Raw genomic sequence first — 26,532 nt, 5'->3', positions numbered from 1 at the left:
TTAGTCATCCTTATGTTCCATAGATTTTGGAAGTGTTAAAATCAATAGACCTGCAAGGAACATACATGCGCCCATTACGTAATAGCCTATTGTAAAGCTACCAGTATGACCATTGATAAAACCAAGCATATAAGGACCTACCCAGCCCCCTACGTTACCGGAAGAATTAATAAGTCCCATTGCACCTGCTGCAGCTGCACCAGATAAGAACGTGGTCGGCATAGTCCACCATACACCCATACCACCGTAAACACCAACAGCAGTTAAACAGATGAATAACAAGCTAATTTCTGGAGATGGACTATGTGGTGTAGCAATAAAACCAAAGGTACCAATAAATAAGGTTGTAGCAATATGCCAACGTTTTTCATTGCGCTTCTCAGAGGAGTGACCACAGTATACTTGAACAAGTAATGCAGCCGTCATTGGGATAGCAATAGACCAAGCTACCACACTTGGGGGCCAGCCAGATAAACTTTTAAGCACTTGAGGCATCCAGAAACTAAAGCCCCAGAAGCCAATAATCCATAAGAAGTAAATTAAAGATAAAAGTAATACTTTAGGATCTCTTAAGGCTTGCCAAGTTGTATATTTCTTAACCTCTTGTTTTTTAGCTTCCTCTTTAGCTAATTCTTCTTTCATGTAAGCTTTCTCTGCATCACTTACCCAAGAAGCTTGTTCTGGTTTTTCTTTCATCCAGAATGCAAAAATGAAAGCAAAGATTACAGCAGGTAATGCCTCTACGATGAAGAGTGTGCGCCATCCATGTAAGCCAAAGAACGTTGTATCAAGTAATACGCCAGCTAACGGACCACCAATAATATTAGAGAATAACAAAGACGTAAGCATTAAGGAAATGGCCTTTGCTCGCTCCTTCGGTAAGAACCAATTAGGAATCAACAAGGAATATACTACGGGATACAATGACGCTTCACATAAACCTAGTAGGAATCGATATAAGTAAAACTCCCATACAGTAGTCATGGTCGTCATTAGGACACACACTATGCCCCAACTAAACATAATGCGTGCAATCCAAAGCATAGCATTGCAACGTGCAGCAATCAAAGACGCAGGCACTTCAAAAAGAACATAGCCAATAAAGAATATACCGGCGCCCATGCCAAAGACCTCTGGCGTCAACCATGGTAAATTCTCCTTCATAGTCAAGCCTGCATAAGCAATGTTAACGCGATCCAGGAAGGCAATAATAGAAACAATAAACAATGGTAAGACTACGTGAAGCATACGACGTTTCGTAAAATCTCTGAAATTGATATCCCCACTTTGAGGCTCTAGTGTAGATGAGTTCATATAATTCCTTTCTACTTATTAAAATATTACATACTTTACCATCTTAAAAGAACAAACGTCCTCTGTCAATGGAATTTTATAGAGTATAGAAATAACAAATAGGAATAGTAAAACCAAAATAATGACATATAAAATAGAAAAGGTATATTCGCTAGAAATGACTGTATAAAATAAAAAAGCACTTTATAGTATGAATATATCTCTATCACAAGAGAAGAAAATACTATAAAGTGCTTTCATATTAATTAGTCTTAACAGGATCATAATCAGCAGGCACTGGAGCAACGATACTCACAAAGACAATATCTTCCGTTCCAGTATTTTTTGCACCATGACATTCACCCTTTTTAGATACTATAACTTGCCCCTTTGTAAAAGGCACCTCTGTATTAGGCGTTGGATAAAATACCCCCTTGCCTTGCAATATAACCCATATATCATCAGAGTTATGATGATAATGTTTTGGTAAGATTTGACCAGGTTTAATAACCCATACTGAACCACCTGTGGAATCAGTTTGATAAAATGGCGTCCTAACAGCGTTCTCCAAACTTTCAACTTTCACAAGTTCCATATCAAAAACACGTTGATCACTCATAATGCTCACACCTTTCATTGATTAACAACTACCGAGTTCCAGATGCGTATTCACCCATATTAATATCTAGAACCTCTCGAACGGGCTGGATTAAAGAATCCTCGTATTGAACCTTCCACTGAATATCCTGATTCATCTCGCCATTTTGTAACCCCGCAATGGTTTCCCCATCACCTATTATATTACCGTGTTCGAAAATATAATTCAACACATTATAAGCATGAAATACTACATGATTAGGATCTACACCGTGAAAGTGATACTGTAAATCAGGTAAAAATAATGTACTCATACCCACAGAATCTACCATCATATCATTGGTACCTTGAATGCTAAAGTAACGCACATTTACGGCATAATAAATAAAACGAGTTACCTCTTTATCTGGATGATTTTCAATGGTTTCACGACTTAAAAACTTACGAGATGGACCAAAGATAACGGCCTTGCAAGATGGATATAACTCCAACAGCGCATCTACATATTTTACGAGCATATCAGCTCGTTCGTTAGGCTCTAACCCTGAAGCTAACATATCGGTAGCAAATACTCTATATTGGCATTCATCTAATAACCCATCTACATTTGGACAATCCCACACCTGACTACGTTCAAAATCATCTAGTACAGGTTTATCGATTTTCTCACAATTCGTCACCATTAAGGTCGGTGGAATATCGGCATCATTATCTTCATAATGAACCTTATAATTTTGAGGTGCGAAACCAGCAGATTCAGCTCCATAACTAAAGCAATCAACAGGGCCTAAATGCTTTGTAAATACCTCTACCATTGTATCGCGACTAGGCATATCACACTGCTTAGGCATTAATAACTCAACGAAAAACAAACCGCCAGGACGAACAGAGTTATCTGTTAGATCTTGTTTAAATACTTGGCTCATATGCTCTCTCCTAATTTTTAACTATTTCTCTGATGAATGTATTAATTTATACCATTTTACAATACCCTCAGGGATTAAAAAGCTATTTTCCTCTATTTTTTCTTTCACCCAACTATAAAGTTGATCGGAAGAAATAATATGGATATTATCTATATGAGTATCCACTACAACCTGGTCCTCAGATGAAAATAAATATACCTCTTTATTCGGATTATCCTTAATTAGATCAATATATTTATTAGTATTTAATTTTTCATCCCCCTTTTTTACTTGAGGATATGCCAATTTACCATTAAGTGGGTTAACTAATACACATTCATATAACTCAGTAGCTATCTTATTAGTAGATGGAATTGCAATATAATTCGCCTTATCATATAAATACAAGCAAACCAAATCCTCACAATCTGATGGAGATAGGCAATTATAAAATAATTGTTTTAAAGATTCATTGGACTCAACATTTACCCCTACAGGTTTTCAATTATAAATAAAAGAAGCATACTCATACATATAAGCTTTTTTTACACGTTGAAGAGTTCTACCTCGAATAAATGCAGTGGCAATAACACCTGGAACTTGACTCTCATCACCAATTGGTTTCCACTCGACATCTTCTATTTGATTTGCTGCATCATGTTCTAGTGCGTCAATACTAGGATTATATACATACCTTAAATTATTTCCAACATAACCTAAGTAATATATACCATTATCACGCATCCAAATATAATCTCCCGGCTTCACTCGTTTTAAAGTCTCTACGGCAACTATCTTCTTGCCAGCTTTAATATTGAATAAATTATATTCTTCAAGGACCTTATAATAAATATCTTCGGATTTAATACTTGCTCTGATAGATTGAATTTTATCAAAAGCTTCTGCATTGTACTTTTTGATTTGATTATCATTAATACTCCACCCAACAGCAGCAATAGATTGTTCTCTACAATAAGTAGATATTTTTTTGCCATCTTTACTATCTGTTCTTGTTTGTAATCTCCATACCTTCCCCATTGTGTTAACCTCCTAATTAAATAATACAAACTTCACACAATAAATACATTACCTTCTAATTTATAGTATACAGGATGATATTCAGTACTACAAATCGCCATCCATCGTTTTACAAACTTCTCAAAATCAATGTTATAATTACAATTTAATAGAATTTGCATAGAGTTTTGTAATAGATATACTCGTTCAATTTCTAATCTATCTATTAAAGAATTGCTTATGAGTTCACCCTTTACAACTTGTTTAAATCTTGCATATAAATAATCAATACACTGATTTTTATATCCAAGTTTATAATTGCTAGCCACAAATAAACTACGATATGATAATTCACTCGGAAGAAAAGATTCCCATTCTAGTATTTCATGTCCATCTTCAACCATTCTAATATACATATCATTAATATCGATATAATCTCGAATCCAACATTCAACCATTAAGTAAATATTTAATTCTTGCTCCATTAAGTCATCTATATAAAAGTCCTTTAATCCATCTATATCAAATTCTACATTAGCCCTATATTGATACATAGATATCCCCCTAATATATAATCACATTCTTTTATATAGATATTATAACTTTATGAATGCCCAAATTTTCACCCATAGCATCATATTTAATATGTAAAAATCTCACATTATCCCCTCCCTATGGCCCTACAATTCATAAAAATACAAAGACCCGCTCCATGGTCCTCAGACTCATGGAGCGGGTCTTTGTATTAACTTACTAGCATGGGATGGTGAGTTGACAGCGAAACCCAAACGGACTCTACCGGACTCCAACCCCTACTCAATTATAGAGGTTTACGAACCACGTCAAGGATAGAACCATCGCGGTATTCTACGATTGCCACGATGTCTTCGTCTTTGTCGGATACAGGGATATCTTGTGGTTTACCTACCAAGTCGAATGCTAATTGTTGTAATTCTTCAATTGTGTAGATAGGCAAGTTGCTATCTTTGAAGCGTTCAATCAAATCAGTACGAGCTGGGTTGATTGCAATACCGTATTCAGTAACAAGTACATCAACGGAGGAGCCTGGTGTAATTACAGTTGCAACTTTGTCACGGATCATTGGCAAACGACCACGGATCAATGGACAAGTAATAACTGTACATTTAGCACCTGCTGCTGTATCGGAGTGACCGCCAGAAGCGCCCATCAATACACCGTTAGAGTCAGTCATTACGTTTACGTTGAAATCAAGGTCGATTTCAGTAGCACCAAGGAATACTACGTCTAGGTAGTTTGTAGTGCAGTCAGTCCATGGGTTAGCATACATGGAAGCGGACATTTCGATGTGTGCAGGGTTTTTATCTAAAGAAGCTGCTGCAGTTGTATCGAATGTTTGAGTATCGTAAATTGCACGAATCAAGCCTTCTTCAAGCATACCAGTCAAGATACCAGTAGCACCACCGATAGCAAAGCCAGCTACTTCACCGCGTTTGCGAAGTTTTTCACCGATGAATTTCGCCACAGTCAATGGAGCACCACCAGCGCCCAATTGGAATACGAAACCGTCTTTAATGATACCAGCTTGGTCAAGGAATTCACCAGCTAATTCAGCAATTTTGATTTGGATAGGGTTTTTAGTGAAACCTACCGCACCAGAAGCGATACCTTCTGGATCACCAATGCTTTCAACCTCAACAACATAATCTACGTCAGTTTGAGGAATTGCATAGTTGTGTACATAGTCAACTAAGTTATCAGTGATGATAACAGTTGTATCTGCATAGTGGGAGTCAACTTTAGCATAGCCAAGTGCGCCACATGCGGATTTTCCTGTACGACCAGTAGCATTACCACGTGGGTCAGCTGTAGGAGCGCCCATGAAAGCCACGTCGATATGAACTTCGCCACATTCGATAGCACGAGCACGGCCACCATGGGAACGAATGATTACAGGGCGTTTCAATACGCCTGGGTTTTGTGTTAAGAATTTACCAAGACGATCGCGCAAGCCAGATGTTTCGATAGCTGTTACAGTACCATCTTGAATCATTTCTACTAAGAACTCATGGCATGGGGATAAGGAGGAAGACGCAATTGTAATGTCTTTAATACCTTTCGCTTGAACGCGTTCCATAACCATTTTCATTACATAGTCGCCATTGCGCAAGTGATGGTGGAAAGACAATGTCATACCATCTTTTACGCCAGCTTTTTCGATTGCTTCGTCGATAGAAGCAAGAACTTTATTAGTACCCACACGACTCATGTGTACAGTTTTACCTGCGCGATGAGCATTTGGTTCGATTGCGAATTCACCTTGGTATACTTCGCGACCTTCTAGTGCTGGGATATTTGTTGGGATATCGCGACCTACTTTATTTAACATCGTATTCTGCTCCTTCCTCTAATTCAACTTTAATACCTGCTGCACGTGCTTTATCAACTACGCGTTGTGCACGAACTACGATAGGACCATCGATCATTTTGCCATCTACAGCGATTACGCCTTTATTGTTGCGCAATGCATCTGCATAGCTGTTCAATACCTTAACGGAATGAGCGATTTCTTTTTCGTCAGGAGTGAATACTTCGTGGATAATTTTAATTTGGCTTGGGTGGATGCAAGATTTGCCATCGTAACCCAAAGCTTTAATGAATTCAACTTCTTCGCGGAAACCTTGAGGATCTTTCACGTCGGAGAATACAGTATCGATTACGCGGATACCTGCTTCGCGTGCGGCATGAAGGATTGTTTGACGAGCGAACAACAATTCAACAGCTGGTTTGCTTTTACCAGTGCGAAGGTCAGCACGATAGTCTTCAGCGCCAAGAGCGATAGCAACTACGCGAGGGCCATGGCAGATTTCACGAACATTGTACAAGCCACGAACGGATTCGATAGCTACGATAATGTTGATGGTACCTTCTTCCCAACCGTTAGCTTTTTCTACTTCTTCAATTTTCTTCGCTACGATTTCAACTTCGGAAACGTCCTCAGTTTTAGGTAAACGAATCAAATCAGGTTTAGCAGGAACGATTACATCAAGATCATCATAACCATAAGGAGTTTGTGTAGGATGGTTGATACGAACCACTGTTTCACCGCGGAACTTACGGGATTTCAAAGCTTCTGCCGTTAAAAGACGAGCAGTATCTTTTTCTGTTACAGCAACGGAATCTTCGATGTCGATCATGATGGAGTCAGCACCGTGAATGTCAGCACTGTTAATCATTTTAGGTGTATTACCAGGCACGAACATCATGGAACGAGACAAGCGTTTTTTAGCAGCCTCTGTTAATGGATTTGTTTTAACTTCTGGGAATGTTTTATCGTTAGCCATTATGCTTTGCTCCCCCTTTCCAATGCACCTAATACGCGAGCTTTAATTGTGTAATCCCAAGCATTTTTATCTTGTACGATTACTTTCACGCCGTCAAAACCAGCTTCTTTTACTGTGTTCAAAACAACGGATTTAATTTGGTCGCCGTATTGGCGGATAACTTTGGATGTTAATTCGATTTCGATACCGCTAGCAATCGGTTCAACCGTTACTAATGCATCATTTTTTTCGTCGAAGCCTGCTTGCGCAGCTTTTACTAATTGTGCCATGTTGCATCCTTTCCTTGTGAAACATTTATAAAGTTCAAGTCTGTACAGGCTCGTCGCGAGAGCCTAGTACAGACATTGAATACTAACAATTAAATTCTAACACTCCATAGTGAAAGTTTCATATTACATGAAACCTGTGATTTTCCACCAAGGAATACCAATTACGTAGTTCAATACTAAACATACTACTGCAATCACTAAACCAACTGTCCACCAGTCTTTTACATTGTTGTAACCAGCGGAGAAGATGATTGGACCAGGAGCAGCACCGTAGTGAGTTACGGAGCCACCATAGGAGTTTGTACCAATCAGGATGAATGCAAGTAATGTAGGATCGATGCCTGCGTTCATACCAACGATTAAGAATACTGGAAGCATCGCGGAGATGTATGCAGTACCAGATGCGAAGAAGTAACGAACAGCAACGGAAATAACAGAGATAAGGATAAGCATCATGAATGGATCTAAACCGAAGTTCATGTGAGCTTCTAAATATTTAGCCAACCATTCGAAGAATTTACCTTTAGACAATGCGGAGGATAAGCCCAAGATGCCACCGAACCAAATCAATGTGTTCCAAGCAGCTTTAGTTTTGAGCAAGTCATCCCAAGTAATAATACCACATACGAATGTAGCAATCATCGCTACTATAGCAACTGCGGTAGCGTCAATTTTGATATCAAATGTTGGAAGAATCCAACCTGTGATCGCAAGAAGCGCTATAGCGATAAGACCTTTTTCAGACGCTTTCATAGGTCCCAATTCAGCTAAGCCATCAGCGGCAATTTTCTTGTTGTCGATTTCTTTTACTGTAGGGCGTTCATACATGTAGCCTATAATTGGAACAAGCATTAACATGATAAAGCCTGGTACGAACATTGCTAATGCCCATTGAGCCCAGTTCAAAGATACGCCTGTCAATTTAGTAATAAAGTCAAGAGCTAAATAGTTTGGCGCCATCGCAGTTGCAAAGAAGAAGGATGTTACCTTTGTAGCAAAGTAACCATTCTGTAAGAGGTAAGCGCCTGCTTTTTTTGCAGATTCGCCAGGATAAGAACCAACCGCTTCAGCGATAGACAAGTTAATTGGATATACAATACCAGCCGCACGAGCTGTGTTGGATGGTGTGGCAGGAGATAAGATCATATCAAGGAATGCCGTAACATAACCAAGACGAAGTGTAGTACTACCAAAAGCGCGAACTAAGTAGTACGCAATGCGGTGACCTAGGCCAGTTTTACCAAATGCAACGGATAAACCGAAGGCTGCGAAGATCAACCATAATGCTGTATTGCTGTAACCAGTCAATACGTCTTTTGTATTGCTTAATAAAATAGAAGATGTAGCAACACCTAATAATACTGTAATAGGAACTGGGAATGGTTTTAATACCAAGCCCACGATAGTAGCTAAATAAATACCGAATAATTTCCATACTTGTGGTTTTAGGCCTTCTGGTGTGCCCCCGAACCACATAAATGCGACGATGGCAGCCATAATGCCAATCCGCCATAATTTGTCTTTCATGTGTGTCTTTCCCTTTCTTGAATAACTTAGGCATACATAAAATCATCTAGTCTTTAACAACGTAACAGCTCGCGACGTCTGTTACATCGATTAAGTCTACACTCATTATAAATGTTTAAAAGAATTATGAATAATAGATTACCTTTATAGGGGTTATAAAAACTTTTATATCTATCAATCATACTTTTTATGCATTTTGAGCATAGTTTTGCAGCTCCAAATGAAAAAAATGCATGTATACGCCCTCAAAGGGGGTATACATGCACTTACATGGTACTGCTTTGCTCTTTCGAGACATCTTTATTATGAGCTATTATATCGAAAAAGTCCAATACTGAAATAGCATGGATAAACAGTTATAAAAGCTCATAGATATGCTCTAATGCAAGGATTCTTATGCTTTATATTCTCTAAAAATACTATTATCTACTACAGTATGTTCTTTGTAATAATTGCGAACATACTCGATAAATGTCTTTACTACTACTAAATTTTCCGCATCCTTTGTGTACACCATATTCGTATCACGTGTGATGCATTCACCGTCTTTATTGCGCAACGGACTTACATAAATATCTTTATCCTTGCAAGATCCAAGGCCCATATAGGTCAAAATTGACCAGCCAAGGCCTGCACGAACAAAGTGACGACAGGTACTCATGGAGTTTACATCCATCGCAACACTCGGTGGCTCTTCAAAATGTTCAGCGCACCATGTTTCGATGATGTTAGCTACAGACACATCTGTTTGGTATTTAATGAATGGCACCTTCTCTAACGACTCAGGTGGTACTAATTCTTTATAAACCAAACAATACGGCTCAGCCAGTAACAATTCAGATTTTCCAGATACATCATAGCCACCACGAGCAAAGGCAACCATACAATCGCCTGTATTGAACATTTTTACTACTTGATGGCTGAAAGCAGTCTTTACTTGAATATAAACATCTGGGTATTGTTCGCGAAAGGCTTTCAATAAGGCAGGTAGCTCATAGTCAGCAAAGTTAATAGATGACGCTATTTTCAAGGTCCCTTGAATCTTACCAGACGCAGAGTTCATAGCATTCTCCAATGCCTCTTGATCTTGCATCATTCTTTTACAGTAATCATAGAAAATTTCGCCTTGTGCCGTGAGGGCAATCCCTTCAGCAGTCCGCAACAACAGAGAATGGCCCAAGGCTTTTTCCATATGACGCAACCGATAGCTTAAAGCCGGTTGCGATAAAAATAATTTTTCTGCAGCCCTTGTAATATTACCTTCATCCACAACGGTCACAAAGGTTTGCCATTCTCTATCGTCCATACTATCTCCTTGTTATCGCTTATTACCAAAGATGCGCAATAAGGATAAGAATAAGTTAATGAAATCTAAGTATAGATTTAACGCACCTGTAATTTCGATGCGGTCTAAGATGCTTTCATCCTCCATCAAAGCTACTTCAGTTACATTGTTTTTAATGCGGTTAACGTCAATAGCTGTAAAAATAGAGAATACAACAACGCCTACATAGCCAAGCACGAGGCTCACTGTATCACTGAAAGCACTAAGTACAGCCACGTTAAAGTAACGAGCCCCTATCATCACAAAAGATACGATGATCATGCCAATTAAGGCAGCCATTACATATGGTGTGAGTGAAGATAAGTTACGTTTCGTAGTAGCCCCTACTATAGCAAAGCCAATGAAGAATGCCAACGTACCTACTAAGGCTGGAATGACTACATCAAACACATTATATCGGAGAGATATCAAGGTCAATGTAAGACCATTCAACGCACTGTAGAGGAAGAACATACCGCGCAAAGTCATTACGTTAGCCGTGTATGCTCGAGCACTAAATAGGACAATAACGCCAATCTCTACTAATAAGATGATATAGAAGTTTTGGTACGCAAAGCGCAACCAGTTTGGATTTGCTAACGCAGCAAAGCCAACACCGATAGTTGTAAGCAAACCTACAACCATCCACAAGAAGGATCCCTTCAAACGTTGGGATACAATACTTTCAACCTGAGCAACTTGAGAGTTGCTAGGTCCTGTTACATTATATGGATTCATAATATCTCTCCTTCTCCCTAACTATCGAGCATTGGCAATGCCTGCAAACACCTTGCCTCGTTCGCCATCGATAGTTACCTCTTGACCTTCAAGAAGTACGTCATGAGCATTTTTAGCACCTAAAATTACAGGAATACCATAGGTAATGCCAGCAATAGCACTGTCAGAGGTATAACCGTCTTCAACAGCGATAATGCCACCTGCACGTTTAGCAATAGCCATTAATTCAGGCTCCATTGTACCCACCACAAGGATGTCGCCGTCTTTGAAGCTTTCATAATTACCCTTATGATTAGCTGCAATGAATACAGTGCCTGTAACGGATTTACGCAAAATACCATTACCTGATAAGAGTACTTGGCCTGCAATATGAACGCGAATCATATTTGTAGTACCTGTAGCGCCAGATGGTACGCCAGCCGTTACCACCACTAAGTCACCAGACTCAATGGCACCTGTGCCAAGAGCACCTGTAATCGCTTGTTTAACCATTTCATCAGAGTTAACAATTTCATGACCTTTAATAGCCTCTACGCCCCAGCATAATTGCATGCGGCGAATTGTTTCTTCATGCGGTGTTACGGCAATAATTTTGCACGCCGGACGATGCCGAGCAGTGCTAATTGCAGTATGACCAGATTCAGTACATGTCAAGATAGCAGCAGCCCCAAGATTTTGAGCGATGCGCACGCTTGCTAAACATACAGCACTGGTAGTCGTCATATCTTCATCTTGACGAGCACGGCTTTTGCTATCGTAAATAGCAGCTTGTTCTGTTACCTCAGCAATGCGTGTCATAGTCGTAACCGCTTCTACTGGGTAAGCGCCATTTGCGGTTTCACCAGACAACATAATTGCATCCGTACCGTCTAAGATGGCATTGGCTACGTCACTTGCTTCCGCCCGTGTAGGACGTGGATTTTGAATCATAGACTCTAGCATTTGGGTTGCCGTAATAACTGGTTTACCCAAGTCATTACATTTTTCAATCATCATTTTTTGAAGTACTGGTACCTCTTCGGCAGGGATTTCTACACCAAGGTCACCGCGAGCCACCATGAGGCCGTCTGCTACTTCCAAAATTTCATCGATGTTTTTAACGCCTTCAGCATTTTCAATTTTTGCGATAATCTTGATATCTTTTTTCTCAGACTCAAGGATGCGGCGGATAGCCACCACATCTTTACCGCGTTGCATGAAGGATGCGGCCACAAAGTCTACACCTTGTTGACAGCCAAAGCGTAAATCTGCTTCGTCCTGTTCAGATACAGGAGGCAAGCTAAGCGCTACACCTGGCACAGCCACCCGCTTACGGTTACCGATTTCACCACTGTTTTGAACAGTAGTAATGATGTTATTTCCTTCGATGGCATCGATGTTAAGCGTTACAAGCCCATCAGCCAAGAGGATTTTATCCCCAACGGACACGTCGCCTACAAGACCTTTGTGGTTCACGGAGCTAAGCTCTTTTGTGCCTTCCACATCATCGGTAGTCAATGTAAACTTTTGACCTTCTTCAAGGAATACTTTGCCCTCTTTAAATAGGCCAAGACGAACCTCAGGACCTTTCGTATCGAGCAATAGCGCGATTGGTTTATTGACAATCATCGCCGCATCGCGCACCATTTGCATGCGTTCTGCTTGCTCTTCGTGAGATCCATGAGAGAAATTGAAACGAGCCACGTTCATGCCTGCTCGCATCATATCTTCCAAGATACCAAATTTATCCGTTCCCGGACCTACAGTACATACGATTTTTGTACGTTTCATCTTTCCTCCTGTGAAAGCAATTTCTATATTGAATCTTTCATTTCTTATTATAGTAGTGCTGGTGAAAGCTATCTGTGCTTCACGCAACATAAGTTATTAAGTAGTAAATATATTTATTCGTGCCTTAATATCTACTTATGCATATATTATTGCACCTCTACGGAGCCATCACCTAATATAGCTTCAATAGCCTTAATAGATTCATCACTAGGGTCAAAGCACATATTCGGTGGCAAATTAATGCGTTTCCGTTGACGGTGTAAGTATAACGACGTCGGCACGGATCCAGATGTATTCACTAACACTCGTTTTAAGGCTTCACTATTTTCTGGCGTGTCATATTGGCTATAAATATGAATGGCCACATGTTTCGCCTGACTATAGTTTACCTTTAACGACATAATGCGGTCTGCAATAATTTGCACACCCTTTTCATCCGCATCAACGCGGCCTTTTACCTTAACAATCATATCCACAGCTAGGAACTGTTGACTTTGACTAAAGACCTTAGGGAATGCCACTACGTTAGCCGCACCAGAATAATCTTCGATGCGAAGAATGGACATAACTTCATTTCGCCTTGTCATGCGGTCCGTCTTATTTTCAATCAAGCCTCCAAAGGTAATGGTTTGACCGTCATATTGCTCTGGATTTTCTACGAGAGCACCCAGTTCAAATAGGCCCTCTAGCTCCTTCGCATAGCCTTGCAATGGATGGCCTGTAATGTAAAAGCCAGTATATTCCTTTTCATCCTTCAATTTATCATCTTCCGATAAATCCTCCACATTAGGTACAGGGATGAAATCTACAGACTCCTCTATATCGCCAAAGAGGCTCATGGTGCCCATAGCGGCATCCTTTTGCTCTTTAGCACCAACGGCTTGAGCGCTTTCATACATATGCAACAATTGGTTTCGGTTTTCTTTGAAACCATCCATGGCACCGCAGCGAATGAGACTTTCAAGAAGTCGTTTATTGACAACCTTATTATCAACACGTTTGCAGAAGTCCACAATATCCGTGTAAAGACCGTGCTCATTACGCTCAGTAATCAAGCGATCGATGGCATTGTCCCCTACGTTCTTGATGCCCCCAAGGCCGAAACGAATGGCATCACCTTGTACGGCAAAGCTGCGTTCGGAATAGTTAATATCTGGGCCTAGTACCTTAACGTTGTGCTTCTTGCAGGCATTGATATAGTACGTCAATTTTTGCATGTTCTGCATGAAGCTAGTCATGGTAGCAGCCATGAATTCAGGGAAATAGTGAGCCTTCAAGTACGCTGTTTGGTACGCAATGTACGCATAGGCCGCACTATGTGATTTATTAAAGCCATATCCCGCGAAGTATACGAGCAAGTCAAATACTTCGTTCGCAATGGACTCTTCTATACCATTATTTATGGAACCTTGAATAAAGGACTCGCGCTGCGCCTTTAGCACAGATTCCTTTTTCTTACCCATGGCGCGGCGCATCAAGTCCGCTTGACCAAGGGAGAAGCCGCCCATGGCGGATGCAATCTGCATAACCTGTTCTTGGTACAAGATTACACCAAAGGTATCTTTCAAAATAGGTTCCAAGATAGGATGTAAATAGGTAACCTCTTTTTTACCATGACGACGGTCGATAAAGTCCGCCACCATGCCAGAGCCCAATGGACCTGGACGGTATAAGGCTACCAATGGAATTAAGTCCTCGAAATGTTCAGGCTTAAGGTCCATAACGAGCTTTGTAATACCTTCCGATTCGAGCTGGAATACACCAGAGGTATCGCCCTTTGTGAGGATATCACAAGCTGCCTTGTCGTCGAGTGGGATTGCATCTAAATCGAGGTCAATACCTCGGTTAGCCTTGATGAGCTTTAAAGCATCCCCCATAACCGTCAAAGTACGGAGACCCAAGAAGTCCATCTTTAAGAGGCCTAATTCCTCGATATTATCCTTATCGTACTGCGTTACAAAGCCTTCATCGTTGGCATTTTGTACCGGTACATGGTCATCTAGAGGGTCCGCAGAAATTACGACGCCCGCCGCATGAGTGGACGAATTGCGCGCGATTCCTTCTAGCTTTTTACCAAAATCAAATAACTCTTTAACATTTGGATCAGCTTCGTATAATGCTTTTAACTCTTTGCCTTGCAACGCCTTATCTAAGGTAATCCCAAGTTCGTTGGGAATCATCTTCGCAATGCGGTTCACTTCCGCCAGTGGTAAGTCTAGCACGCGACCTACGTCACGAATTACGGCGCGCGCTGCCTCAGTACCAAAGGTAATAATCTGAGATACACGCTCCTGTCCGTATTTGCGCGTTACATATTCGATAGCTTGGCCACGCTTTTCATAGCAGAAGTCAATATCGATATCGGGCATGCTTACCCGCTCTGGATTCAAGAAACGTTCAAAGAGTAAATCGTATTTTAATGGATCAAGGCCTGTAATGCCAAGTAGATAAGCTACTACAGAACCGGCTGCAGAACCACGACCAGGACCTACTAAAATATCATGTTCACGGGCATAGCGTACATAGTCCCATACGATGAGGAAGTAGTCCTCAAAGCCCATGGTGCCAATAACATCTAACTCGTAGTCGAGACGTTTTTGTAACTCTTCAGAGGTTTCACCATAGAGTCGTGGAATTTCTCGTTCACAAACCTTACGTAAATAGGTCTTAGACGTTTCCCCTTCTGGCACATCAAAGTGTGGCAAGTGATGTTCGTCAAAATTAAACTCTACATTACAGCGCTCTGCAATTTTTAAGGTGTTTTCCATGGCCCCTGGAATATGTGAGAATAGCTGCGCCATCTCATCCCCAGATTTTAGATAGAACTCATCATTTGGGAATTTTAAACGATCTACCTCAGCACGACGACGGCCTGTAGAAATACATACCTTAATATCTTGTGCGTCCGCATCCTCTTTTAAGACATAGTGGAAGTCATTGGACGCTACAATGCCAAGACCGTATTCCTTGCTGAGCTTAATGAGCTCCTCTTGGGCCTTAGCCTCCTCTGGCAAGCCATGATTTTGGATTTCTAAGAAGAAATTGTCCTTGCCGTAGGTCTCGATATACCACTCAATAGAGCGTCTAGCAGCGTCCATATTATCTTGCAAAATATACTGGGGCACTTCCCCTTGAATACAGGCACTGAGGGCAATTATACCCTTGCTGTATTGGCGCAATAAATCACGGTCTGCACGGGGACGATACAACATGCCTTCCGTAGATGCTTTCGACACGATTTTAACGAGATTACGATACCCTTCCATGGTCTCAGCCAAAAGAATAAGATGTTTTAGTCTTTCACGGCTACGACCTTCAGGGCGATCAAATCGGCTGTTTTCCGTTACATATACTTCACAACCGATGATAGGCTTAACGCCTTGGGCTATACACTCTTTATAAAAATAAATGGCTGCGTACATATTGCCGTGGTCTGTAATGGCAAGGGCTGGCTGATTTAACTCCTTCGCACGACGTACCATGTCAGGCAAACGACTGATGCCGTCCAGCAAACTAAACTCTGTATGACTATGTAAATGTACAAATGGCTGCATGGTACACCTCCTTTAAGGGCGATGTGCAAAATACACGTTCAATGACTTCTTGCGAGCCTTCCAATCTGGCAAAAACTGTGCCACTAAATTGTGAAAGTTCTTGGAATGGTCTAAATATTTAAAGTGAGCAAACTCATGAACCATAACGTACTCAATATACGCCTGTGGCCCCTCTAATAAGCGGGTGTTCATCTTGATGAGCTGCTTAGATGGCGTACAAGAGCCCCAACGACTCTTCATTCGCTGCTGTTTTATGGTTGGCATAGGTACATCAATACCTTGCTTGTGAAAGCGTTGATACACGACCTTTGCCCAATGGACAAAGACCTTCTCCCCTAAATTACGCCAATAACTTTGCATTAATTTATGCTTCGCTTCAAAGGTCGTACCTCGAGGTACCACCATAGTAAGGATGGCTTTACCATCAAAGCCAATGTGAGGCTTTCCATCCTGCTCAACTAGACGCAACGTAACAGGAATACTGAGGATGGATAAGCTTTCACCATTCACATACTGCAACGCCTCAACGCGCTTGGCATTCAATGCATCAATCTTGTAACGGGCCCGCTCAATGAAGGGCATATTCTCGATGACAAACTTGTCCACTCTATAATCCGGCACATAGGCATTCGCCGACACATGGATCACACCATCCTTTGTAATACGCATGTTCATGTTCTTCACACGCTTGATGGTTAACTCATATTCAATTGTGTCGCCATTATAGGTAATAGACCTAGTTGTTGAAGTATTCATACCTTTTATTTTATCATAAAACACTCATAAAATCGTAAAATTCTGGTAATTTTAATAGGAATTATTCGATATAGATAAAATAATAAAAAGGAGCCGTATAAAACAGCTCCTTAGTACAACAGTTTTCACTAGTTGTTATAAATAATTTAATTATTATTATTCTATATTCAACCACAAAAGAACATATTAGAACGAAAGCAATTAATTATAAATGCAATATTTCTAACCAATTATTACGTGCTAAAACTACATTATATCCATCATTTTTTGGATTCTTTGTTACGTAAACTCTATATAATTGATTTTCATATACAAACCAATTTTTATTTTGCTCAACAAGCTCCCAGTTTCCACTTAAGGGTTTTATGTATTTTATATCCATATGTTGTGAATCTTGCTTTATATTAATTGATCGACCTATAGATAAAAGATTTCTTCTATTAAAATCATAAGGCTCTCCATCAATTATATAGTGTTCTCGCGGAAAAGCTGTATTTAAAGCTTGTGTCAGTTCTACTCTAGATTGCTCAACTTTATCATTAAACAAAAACCTATAGCCTAATCCACAAATTAGCCATACGAAAAAACATCCTATAAATGTGTACCAAACAACAGAATAAATTGTTTTAAATTTCATCCCTCAAAGTCCTTTATATTGCCTATATACTAGATCTATCGACAGAGTAGCTAGAGAATTAAAGATATTCCCAGTTATCACTTTCAATTAAACGACGATATCTTATAGGTACATTCTCATAACCATCTATTACCTTTATTCTTCCAATAAAATCATCATATTGTTTTTCATCCATATTAAATTTAAGATTTACAAATATATAGTGATCTAAATATCCATCATAAATAATATATTTTTGTTGCATATGATCCACTTGACCAATGAAAATTTGATGGTTATTAATTGATTTGTATATATGATAATTATCTGATTCTAATGAGTCTATCACTTTATATGACTTTATATCAGATGCTATTCTAATCATTTGTCTATAATCATACAAAACACCTTCATTATTTAACTGAACTAAATAATCAGGCTTTATACCGACCACACTGCCTAATTCAGCATGAAAAAACCAGGAATTCAATAGAAAATAGATTCCAATTAAAAACAGAGAAAAAATATTTCCTAATAGGCTAAGTATTAATAATCGTTTTTTCCACATCGGCTAATCAACCTCTACTTTCATTCATTCCAAATAGTTTTCTAAGCCCATTTTATGTTCTGGTTTTAATCTCATACTCTCTCGTGCAGTAACTAACTTAACAAACAATTCTTCTATAACATCCTTATTATCTTTACTAAATTGACTGTAATGATCTAAGACGATAATATTATCTTTTAACTGTTTATCCTGATTTCGTTCTTTTATTAGTTCATTAACGCTATACTCTTTAGATTTACTAGAAATCGTCTCATTAAGAAAATTATAACTTAATAAGTTATTAGAATAGTACTTCCATACAGTACCTGTTTCTAAATCTATCTTTGTAATACTACCAAAATCAACATTATAAAATATATTATTAGAAATTTTATACGTATCAATTTTCGATAATTTAGATCCTGTAGCTAAATTATAAATCCCCCGTGTTTCACTAGAGAAAAAGAATGGAAATCTAATTATATTGCCTTCCTCTATAGGAATTCTTTCCCTAAAGTCAGCATAAAATTTACTTTTCCAAACTTCCTGTTCCGAATCAGAGAAACGACTAAATTCTGGATATACATTAGTAATGTCATCTATTCTGATTTCATTAGGTGGCTCTTTATGTAATATAAATACATGATCGTTACTTAATTCATTATATACACCAATACCATTTGTAGTTATATAATATATTTTCCCTCGTACTTCATCGAAACCAAGAACATCCGCTGCAATTATATTAGTCGGTTCTTTGTAATATATAATGCCATTCATACCCACTATCGGTCCCGAATACTTAATGAATGGGTGTATAAAATATGTAGTAAAAAAAAGCCAACTAAAAAAAACTATACCTTCTATTATTAGAAAAATAAGTACACCTTGTTCAAGCCGTTTCTTTAATTTTTTTCCTATCTTCATAAAGGTCTATTTCCTTATTTCATCTATCTTTTTCTAATTTAACGATGATAGCCTTTGTGTTTATATCATGAGTAATATCAACCCAAATATTATCATCTAAATCATATCCTATAAGGTGACTCTTATTTACTTCACGCCAGTTTATCTTTTCTTCTGAAAGTATATTCTTCACTGATTCCAGAGTAACATGTTCATAGGTATTTTTAAAAACATATATCTGCCAGTTTCTACCTGTAGCATAATGTTCTTCACTTACTTTATGCATCGATATAGCTGCTAACTTTTGCTCATATACTTGTAGTTGTTGAATTTGTTTTGGTCTATTAATAATAGCTGCTACTGTCATCAAAGAAATAATAATCGTACATATAAGTACAAATCCCAAAATTATCTTCAAAGATATAGGAAGCTTATTAAAGTAATAGAATATCTTTTTCAAAGCTAATAACTCCATCAAATCTACTTGTTAAAGTACACAGAAATGCTACATAACATTATGAATATAATACATTTCTATTTTTTACTAACATAGTTATCTCTTAATCGTAATAAAATAGTTCGTTCTGATTCACTGATTTCATCAATATTATTTAGAATGGTTAGATGATCTCCGTAAGTATATTTCATCATAGTAACTAAAGAATCTCTAACCTTTTTACCAGCAATACTTTCATCAAAGTATACTTGTATATTATTTGTTTCTTTATCGATGATAATAAAACCACTCACATTAAATATTAGGATTTTCTTAGGAGAATCTTTTATTCCTCTTGTATCGTTAGTAATTATTAAATGCTTATCTAAATCAAGTAATGTTGCTTCATAGCCTGAATGATACCACCGTTTATTATAGTATTTAGCACCACGGTCTGGGTTCATTAGCATTTTTTCGAAGTTATCTAAATCCTCATTCGAAAAATCTTCTAGCTTAGTTTTCTTATTAACAATCATCTTTGATCGTGGATAAGTAATTTTATCTGCCCTTGATTCATCACCAGAGATTTCAAATTCTAGGACATCTAACACATGATTTTTAATATCGTATCGACCAATCCCATCATAGCCTAAATAATAATAGTAAGGCTCATCAAGATATACGGCTAAAATACGTTTAGAAATTGATTCATTAATTGACGTATCCACCAATTCATGGGACTCATCCATGATCACTATATTATTTGGCGAGCCATCATGATAATAATTCTGATAAATAGCGGTACTAATAATTGCTATAACAAGCAGTATTAAACACCAGATTTTTTTCATATCAAACTACCTAAGATATAGCCTCACATCTATATCTATCTATTAATAATATATTTATGATAAGAAACTTAATATGTTTACCAATAATACAGTCCAAACAGCACCAACATAATACTCTGACAGATAAATACAATAATATGTCGGATACCAAGAATACCTAGTCCATAATGCTTTCCTTCTACTTGCATAAAATATCTATTTAAATCTCCTTTTAATATAAACATTTCACCTAAAAACAATCCAGCGAGCATAAACATAAAAATCGATGTACTATGGATAAATGTTCCACTAAAACTAAACAGTAATACGATTATAAGCATCTGAGATAATTGTGCTGCTAAAAGCATAGGGCTACGCTTAATCTTTATACCTGCAATACTAATCATATTATTGCGAATAATATATATCGAATATATAAAAAATAAAATAAATACTAAAACTAGTCCGCTGTTCATAAAGACTCCCATAAACTAATATCTCTATATAAAACGCTAATATCTTTTAACAACATTAAATATCATATTTTATAAATATTTAGACTACTTCTATACTTCAATTATATATTAAACCTACTTATATCACCAACGGATATTTTAATATTGTTATCTTTTATTTATTTTTATAGTTAGCCTTAACAAATAATACCAAAGTGTTAGTACAGGCATTTATACTATAATAATACAAAAGCACCATCTACCTAGGTCCGACTTATGTGTCGTTTCCTATTAAGATAGATGGTGCTTTTTATTAAGTTAATTAAGTTGTTCTAACAAACATGACCTACTCAATCTACAAAGTAGCATAGCACTACTTTATATTTCGTCGTGCCGCTAAGCTACCAGCACTACTAGCTAGGCCCGCTCGATTGATATGTGGGTTCCCATGTTTGTACGTTTTTGGCTTACTACTTTTATCTTCTACCTTTGATTTCTCAAATTTAGTAAATAGATTATCTAGCTCGCGCAAGAGCGCACGTTTTTGTGAGTCTTTCAACTCGAATACTTCACCTTTATAAGCAATGTATTTATTTTTGAGTACAGGACTGAGATCATAGATGGGCTCGTGTTGTTCTCCATTTACATCTAGCAGCTCATCCAAGGTCAATCCATAATAGCGAGACAGGGCACAGAGTGTATCTAAATCTGGTTCGCGATACCCTGTTTCGTAATTTGAAAGCGCCGCATTACTGATACCTACGGCCTTTGCTACTTCGATTTGGCTTTTGCCCATGCGCACGCGAGCACGCTTTAAGTTCTTATAAAACTGCATGTTCATCACCTACATCGATACATAAACAACTACAAACTATATATTTTATAATAATGTATCACTGATTTTTATAGTAGAGTATCACTAATCTTTATAATAGTGTATCACTAATTTTTTTGAAAGCTTCATCAGCAACGGCTAATGTGCGTTCGATTTCACTGCTCTTGTGGCAGATAGATACAAAGTTACTTTCATAAGGGCTTGGCGCATAGTAAATACCATGGCTCAAGTTATGATGGAAGAACATTTTAAATTGTTCTTCGTTGCACGCTGCTGCATCATCAAAGTTCTTAACTGGTTTATCAGTGAAGAAGATGGTGAACATGGAGCCTACCCGTTGCACTACAACAGGCACATTGTATTGTGCTGCCAAACGTTCAAAGCCTTCACAAAGGGCGATGGTTGCATCTTCTACTTGTTTAAAGATAGTTGGATCTCGTTGCAAAATAGAAAGCGTTGCAAGACCAGAGGTAACGGCAATAGGGTTACCGCTTAATGTACCGGCTTGGTAAATAGGACCAGCTGGTGCGATTTGGTTCATAATCTCACGAGAGCCACCGAATACAGCGAGTGGCATGCCACCACCAACGATTTTACCAAGGCATGTAAGGTCAGGTTTAATATTGTAACGTTTTTGTGCACCCCCACTGCTAGCGCGGAAACCACACATAACTTCGTCAAAGATCAACACTGCGCCATAAGCCTTAGTCACTTCTCGCAAGGTTTCAAGGAAGCCTGGTTCTGGAGGTACACAGCCCATGTTGCCTGCTACAGGTTCTACGATAATCGCCGCAATAGTATCGCCGATCTCGTCGAATAATTTGCGAACCGCATCAGAGTCATTGTACGGCAAAGTAATTGTATTTTCTGCTACACCTTGAGGAACGCCAGGGCTATCTGGCACGCCGAAGGTAGCAAGGCCAGAGCCAGCTTTTACCAAGAGTGCATCGCTGTGACCATGGTAACAGCCAACGAATTTCACAATCCGATCGCGACCAGTATAGCCACGAGCTACGCGCAAGGCACTCATAGTTGCTTCTGTACCAGAGTTAACGAGGCGAATAACCTCCATAGATGGCATGAATGCTTGTACCTTTTTAGCCAATTCTGTTTCTAGTAGTGTAGGCGCACCATAACTAGTGCCGCGAGGAATCGCCTCTTGCAAGCTTGCGATAACTTCAGGGTTCGCATGGCCCAAAATCATAGGGCCCCAGCTCAACACATAGTCGATGTATTCGTTATTATCGATATCATAAATACGGCTGCCACTAGCGCTGCTGATAAACGGAGGGTTAGAACCTACACTGCGGTAGGAACGAACAGGACTGTTTACGCCACCTGGCATATAACGTTTAGCCTCTTCAAAGGCCTTTTCAGATTTACCGAGTTGGAACATAGTTCCTCCTTATTGTTGTAACCATTTAGCAATATCTAAGGCATGGTACGTAATGATGATTTTAGCACCAGCGCGCTTCATGGAAAGCATTGTTTCCATAACAAGGCGTTCTTCGTCGATGAGACCAGCCGCAGCAGCAGATTTAACCATCGCATATTCGCCAGACACATTGTATACCGCTACAGGTAATTCATAGCGGTCACGAGTTTCACGAACGATGTCCAAATAGGACAAGGCCGGTTTAATCATGATAATATCTGCACCTTCAGCGATGTCGAGTTCGATTTCTCTGAAAGCTTCTAAGCGATTAGCTGGATCCATTTGATAGGACTTGCGGTCCCCAAATTTTGGAGAAGAGTTTACAGCACCACGGAACGGACCATAGTACGCAGATGCGTATTTTGCTGCATAGCTCATGATGGATACATTTGTATAGCCAGCCGCATCAAGGGCTTCACGGATAGCACCTACACGGCCATCCATCATATCAGATGGAGCCACCATATGGGCACCTGCTTCCGCTTGGCTTACCGCTACTTTGCAAAGTAATGGTAATGTTTCATCGTTCAAGATTTCATGGTCATCAATCATGCCACAGTGACCTGTAGAGGTATATTGGCACAAGCATACGTCAGAAATAACCAAGAGATTTGGCACTGCTGCGCGAATAGCTTTAATAGCTTGTTGTACAGGTTGGGACATATCCCATGCAGAGGAACCTTGTTCGTCCTTATATGTAGGAATACCAAAGATTTCTACCCCAAGAATACCAAGATCATATACCTCTTGAGCCATTTTTACAGCTTCATCAACGGATAAGTGGTATTGGTCTGGCAACGTATCGATTTCTTTTTTGATACCTTCACCAGGAACGATAAATAATGGATAAATTAAATCAGTTACGTCGAGTGTCGTTTCCCGTACCAAATCACGCATTTCTGGATTGATACGCAAGCGGCGAGGACGGTATGTTAAATCGTACATGTAATCCTCCTAAATGTCCTTTACAATAGCATTTACCAAGCCATCAGTTGTATATACATCGCTGATGACAGCCGGTTTAAGACCTGCACTCATAGCTGTCGCAGCTGTGATAGGTCCGATGCAAGCAATCTTAGTATTGCCTAATAGTTTCAATGCATCGTCTCCCAATAATTGAATTGTATTGGTTACTGTAGAGGAACTTGTAAACGTAATATAGTCTACAGTACCTTCTGTTAAGGCATTTACTAATGCCTCTTGTTGAGATGTATCTTGTGTCGTTTCATATAAACGCAAAATATCTACATCTATATCGTGATGACGCAAAGAGCGTGGAATTACGTCGCGCGCTACTTTTGGTTGGATGAGCAATACGGAGTCGCCTGCTTTGAGTTCTTCTTCAAGAGCCTCTACAGCAGATTCAGCCTTGTAGTCTACAGGAATGATATCCGGTACGATACCGTATTTTTGAAGCTCTCGAGCCGTAGCACATCCGATAGCCGCCACTTTAGAATTACCTAATGCACGAGTGTCCTTGCCCTCTTTATAAAGAGCATCGAAGAAGTAACGTACCCCTTCACCAGATGTGAATACTATGCATTGGTATTGTTTTGTATTGTTAATGATGCGTTTATCTTCATCAAACAACTCCAATGGAGATGTTTTAATCGCTGCCGCTTCTACTACATTAGCACCTTGAGCTGCTAATTTTTCGCGGAATGCACTAGCTTGAGAGCGAGCGCGTGTAACTACAATAGTTTTGCCGAATAACGGTTTATTATCGAACCATTGTAATTTTTCACGAAGGTTAACTACATCGCCTACTACGATGATAGCTGGCGCTTTTAGTTGTGCCTTTTCTACGTCTTCTACTACATGTTCAAGGGTAGATACGAGAACCTCTTGAACCGTTTTTGTACCCCAACGAACAAGCGCTACTGGTGTAGAAGCTGGGCGTCCATGAGCTATCAATTTTTCTGCAATGGTAGGCAAGTTGCCAACGCCCATTACAAAGCAAAGTGTATCTACTGCTGTAGCAAGGCCTTCCCAATGAATGCCAGATACTTCTTTAGTTGGATCTTCATGACCTGTTACAACCGCAAAGGATGTAGCCATAGCGCGTTGTGTTACAGGAATACCTGCATAAGCAGGGGCTGCAATTGGAGATGTTACGCCTGGTACGAATTCAAATGGTACCCCAGCTTCGCCAAGGGCCATCGCCTCTTCACCACCGCGACCGAACACGAGTGGGTCGCCACCCTTTAAGCGTGCAACGATTTTACCTTCTTTACCTTTTTGAACTAATAACTCGTTGATTTCCCATTGGTGCATTGTGTGATCTTTACATTGTTTACCAGCATAAATCAACTCTGCATCTGGGCGAGCCCATTCTAACAAATGAGCATCTGCTAAATAGTCATATACAATTACATCTGCTTTTTCAATACATTCGCGACCTTTTACAGTAATGAGTTTAACATCGCCAGGGCCTGCACCGATTAGATATACCATACCTGTCATTTTATGATTCCTTCCTCTATGAGAGCATCCACAATATGTTTGCCACCTTCTTCATATAAGGCTTTTGCAAGGTTTTTACCAAGAATTTCAGCTTTTTTTGCTGGGCCAGAAATCTCTCCTTCGTATACCGTTTTACCGTCGAGGGAGGCAATCATGGCCTTTAAGGTCAATTGACCTTTATCGATAGTACCATGTACCCCCATCGGCACTTGGCAACCACCGTTTAGTTGACGCAAGAAGCTGCGTTCCCCTTCAACGGCATAGCGTGTAGCTTCGTCGTTAATAAGAGCTAGCATTTCAAGCATTTCCGTATCGTCAGCACGACACTCGATAGCAAGTGCCCCTTGACCAACAGCAGGAATCATTTCATCCGCTTTAAATACTTGGGTAATTTGATCATCTAAGCCCAACCGTTTAAGACCAGCTTGTGCCAAGATAACGCCATCTAAATTTTCTGTTTCAATCTTGCTCAAACGAGTTTGTACATTACCGCGGATAACCTCGACCTTAAGGTCAGGGCGGACATGTAATAATTGCGCTTGACGACGCAAGCTACTTGTACCGACACGAGCACCTTGAGGCAATTTATCTAATGTTTTATACACGGGGCTCACAAGCGCATCGTAAGGCACTTCACGAGCAGAGATAGCACCAAGAGTTAGCCCTTCTGGCAACTCTGTAGGCATATCTTTCAAGCTATGTACGGCGATATCAATGTCGCCTTTGTGCATAGCTTCTTCTAATTCAGCTGTAAACAAACCTTTACCACCAACTTGAGCCAGTGGTTTTTCCAAGATACGGTCCCCTTTTGTATTAAAATGAACTAGCTCGACCGTAATATTTGGGTACAGACGTTGTAACTCTGCACTAATATGTTCAGCCTGCCATAGGGCAAGGGCACTTTTTCGCGTGCCGATTCGAATATGGTCTCTCATG

At 39.4% G+C, this 26,532-nt stretch carries 26 protein-coding genes; all 26 read right to left on the bottom strand.

Annotated elements, in window-relative coordinates; all coding sequences use genetic code 11:
- The 26 genes from RYM16_RS03485 to hemC all read right to left on the bottom strand — a co-directional run bounded on the left by RYM16_RS03485 (position 1) and on the right by hemC (position 26,531).
- Positions 1-1,314, bottom strand: coding sequence for an MFS transporter (locus tag RYM16_RS03485; protein WP_314727239.1), 1,314 nt, complete (start codon positions 1,312-1,314; stop codon positions 1-3).
- Positions 1,315-1,555: 241 nt separating this feature from the next.
- The gene (locus tag RYM16_RS03480; RefSeq protein ID WP_314982328.1) at positions 1,556-1,912 is read right to left on the bottom strand and encodes a cupin domain-containing protein; all 357 of its coding nucleotides are present in this window, start codon (positions 1,910-1,912) and stop codon (positions 1,556-1,558) included.
- A 28-nt stretch (positions 1,913-1,940) separates the two neighbouring features.
- Complete coding sequence (locus tag RYM16_RS03475) at positions 1,941-2,816, bottom strand: DUF4261 domain-containing protein (RefSeq protein WP_314982326.1); 876 nt, start codon at positions 2,814-2,816, stop codon at positions 1,941-1,943.
- 21 nt (positions 2,817-2,837) lie between these two features.
- Positions 2,838-3,203: a hypothetical protein gene (locus RYM16_RS03470; protein ID WP_314982325.1), complete on the bottom strand. Its 366-nt coding sequence runs from the start codon at positions 3,201-3,203 to the stop codon at positions 2,838-2,840.
- Between the two features lie 93 nt (positions 3,204-3,296).
- Positions 3,297-3,833 (bottom strand): hypothetical protein, encoded by a 537-nt coding sequence (locus tag RYM16_RS03465; RefSeq protein ID WP_314982323.1) that lies wholly within the window; start codon positions 3,831-3,833, stop codon positions 3,297-3,299.
- A 32-nt stretch (positions 3,834-3,865) separates the two neighbouring features.
- Positions 3,866-4,366, bottom strand: a complete 501-nt coding sequence (locus tag RYM16_RS03460; RefSeq protein ID WP_060924526.1) for a hypothetical protein — start codon at positions 4,364-4,366, stop codon at positions 3,866-3,868.
- Between the two features lie 266 nt (positions 4,367-4,632).
- Positions 4,633-6,180, bottom strand: coding sequence for a citrate lyase subunit alpha (gene citF / locus RYM16_RS03455; RefSeq protein WP_314982321.1), 1,548 nt, complete (start codon positions 6,178-6,180; stop codon positions 4,633-4,635).
- On the bottom strand, positions 6,170-7,135 hold the full coding sequence (locus tag RYM16_RS03450; RefSeq protein ID WP_105097358.1) for a CoA ester lyase: 966 nt from the start codon (positions 7,133-7,135) through the stop codon (positions 6,170-6,172). Before RYM16_RS03450 ends, citF begins: the two co-directional genes overlap by 11 nt.
- On the bottom strand, positions 7,135-7,404 hold the full coding sequence (gene citD, locus RYM16_RS03445; RefSeq protein ID WP_009351290.1) for a citrate lyase acyl carrier protein: 270 nt from the start codon (positions 7,402-7,404) through the stop codon (positions 7,135-7,137). Before citD ends, RYM16_RS03450 begins: the two co-directional genes overlap by 1 nt.
- A gap of 123 nt (positions 7,405-7,527) precedes the next feature.
- Complete coding sequence (locus tag RYM16_RS03440) at positions 7,528-8,931, bottom strand: DASS family sodium-coupled anion symporter (RefSeq protein WP_009351213.1); 1,404 nt, start codon at positions 8,929-8,931, stop codon at positions 7,528-7,530.
- 394 nt (positions 8,932-9,325) lie between these two features.
- Positions 9,326-10,237, bottom strand: a complete 912-nt coding sequence (locus RYM16_RS03435) for a LysR family transcriptional regulator (RefSeq protein ID WP_314982319.1) — start codon at positions 10,235-10,237, stop codon at positions 9,326-9,328.
- Positions 10,238-10,249: 12 nt separating this feature from the next.
- The gene (locus RYM16_RS03430) at positions 10,250-10,993 is read right to left on the bottom strand and encodes a Bax inhibitor-1/YccA family protein (RefSeq protein WP_105097361.1); all 744 of its coding nucleotides are present in this window, start codon (positions 10,991-10,993) and stop codon (positions 10,250-10,252) included.
- A 21-nt stretch (positions 10,994-11,014) separates the two neighbouring features.
- Positions 11,015-12,763, bottom strand: coding sequence for a pyruvate kinase (gene pyk / locus RYM16_RS03425; RefSeq protein WP_314358369.1), 1,749 nt, complete (start codon positions 12,761-12,763; stop codon positions 11,015-11,017).
- A 146-nt stretch (positions 12,764-12,909) separates the two neighbouring features.
- Positions 12,910-16,317: a DNA polymerase III subunit alpha gene (locus RYM16_RS03420; protein ID WP_314982317.1), complete on the bottom strand. Its 3,408-nt coding sequence runs from the start codon at positions 16,315-16,317 to the stop codon at positions 12,910-12,912.
- Positions 16,318-16,329: 12 nt separating this feature from the next.
- Positions 16,330-17,097: a YgjP-like metallopeptidase domain-containing protein gene (locus RYM16_RS03415; RefSeq protein ID WP_314982316.1), complete on the bottom strand. Its 768-nt coding sequence runs from the start codon at positions 17,095-17,097 to the stop codon at positions 16,330-16,332.
- A gap of 181 nt (positions 17,098-17,278) precedes the next feature.
- On the bottom strand, positions 17,279-17,710 hold the full coding sequence (locus RYM16_RS03410) for a hypothetical protein (RefSeq protein ID WP_314982314.1): 432 nt from the start codon (positions 17,708-17,710) through the stop codon (positions 17,279-17,281).
- Between the two features lie 58 nt (positions 17,711-17,768).
- A complete protein-coding gene (locus RYM16_RS03405) occupies positions 17,769-18,257 on the bottom strand; it encodes a hypothetical protein (RefSeq protein WP_314727245.1) in 489 nt (162 codons plus the stop codon).
- A gap of 24 nt (positions 18,258-18,281) precedes the next feature.
- Complete coding sequence (locus RYM16_RS03400; RefSeq protein WP_314727246.1) at positions 18,282-19,163, bottom strand: hypothetical protein; 882 nt, start codon at positions 19,161-19,163, stop codon at positions 18,282-18,284.
- A 19-nt stretch (positions 19,164-19,182) separates the two neighbouring features.
- Positions 19,183-19,617 (bottom strand): hypothetical protein, encoded by a 435-nt coding sequence (locus RYM16_RS03395; protein ID WP_314727247.1) that lies wholly within the window; start codon positions 19,615-19,617, stop codon positions 19,183-19,185.
- A 59-nt stretch (positions 19,618-19,676) separates the two neighbouring features.
- On the bottom strand, positions 19,677-20,429 hold the full coding sequence (locus RYM16_RS03390) for a hypothetical protein (RefSeq protein WP_314727248.1): 753 nt from the start codon (positions 20,427-20,429) through the stop codon (positions 19,677-19,679).
- 77 nt (positions 20,430-20,506) lie between these two features.
- On the bottom strand, positions 20,507-20,884 hold the full coding sequence (locus RYM16_RS03385) for a hypothetical protein (RefSeq protein WP_314727249.1): 378 nt from the start codon (positions 20,882-20,884) through the stop codon (positions 20,507-20,509).
- Between the two features lie 352 nt (positions 20,885-21,236).
- Complete coding sequence (locus RYM16_RS03380; RefSeq protein WP_005385599.1) at positions 21,237-21,698, bottom strand: helix-turn-helix domain-containing protein; 462 nt, start codon at positions 21,696-21,698, stop codon at positions 21,237-21,239.
- 91 nt (positions 21,699-21,789) lie between these two features.
- A complete protein-coding gene (gene hemL, locus RYM16_RS03375) occupies positions 21,790-23,094 on the bottom strand; it encodes a glutamate-1-semialdehyde 2,1-aminomutase (protein WP_314982313.1) in 1,305 nt (434 codons plus the stop codon).
- Between the two features lie 9 nt (positions 23,095-23,103).
- On the bottom strand, positions 23,104-24,078 hold the full coding sequence (gene hemB / locus RYM16_RS03370; RefSeq protein WP_314982311.1) for a porphobilinogen synthase: 975 nt from the start codon (positions 24,076-24,078) through the stop codon (positions 23,104-23,106).
- Positions 24,079-24,087: 9 nt separating this feature from the next.
- Positions 24,088-25,596 carry a uroporphyrinogen-III C-methyltransferase gene (gene cobA, locus RYM16_RS03365; protein WP_314982309.1) on the bottom strand — a complete coding sequence of 503 codons (1,509 nt, stop codon included), beginning with the start codon at positions 25,594-25,596 and terminating at the stop codon, positions 24,088-24,090.
- A complete protein-coding gene (hemC, locus tag RYM16_RS03360; protein WP_314982307.1) occupies positions 25,593-26,531 on the bottom strand; it encodes a hydroxymethylbilane synthase in 939 nt (312 codons plus the stop codon). The genes cobA and hemC overlap by 4 nt, the downstream gene beginning before the upstream one ends.
- Position 26,532 lies beyond the last annotated feature (1 nt).

It is taken from the genome of uncultured Veillonella sp. (assembly GCF_963524655.1).
In the GTDB taxonomy this organism is placed as follows: domain Bacteria; phylum Bacillota; class Negativicutes; order Veillonellales; family Veillonellaceae; genus Veillonella.
Note: the sequence above shows the minus strand (reverse complement) of the source record. Positions and strands in the feature narration are given on the sequence as shown.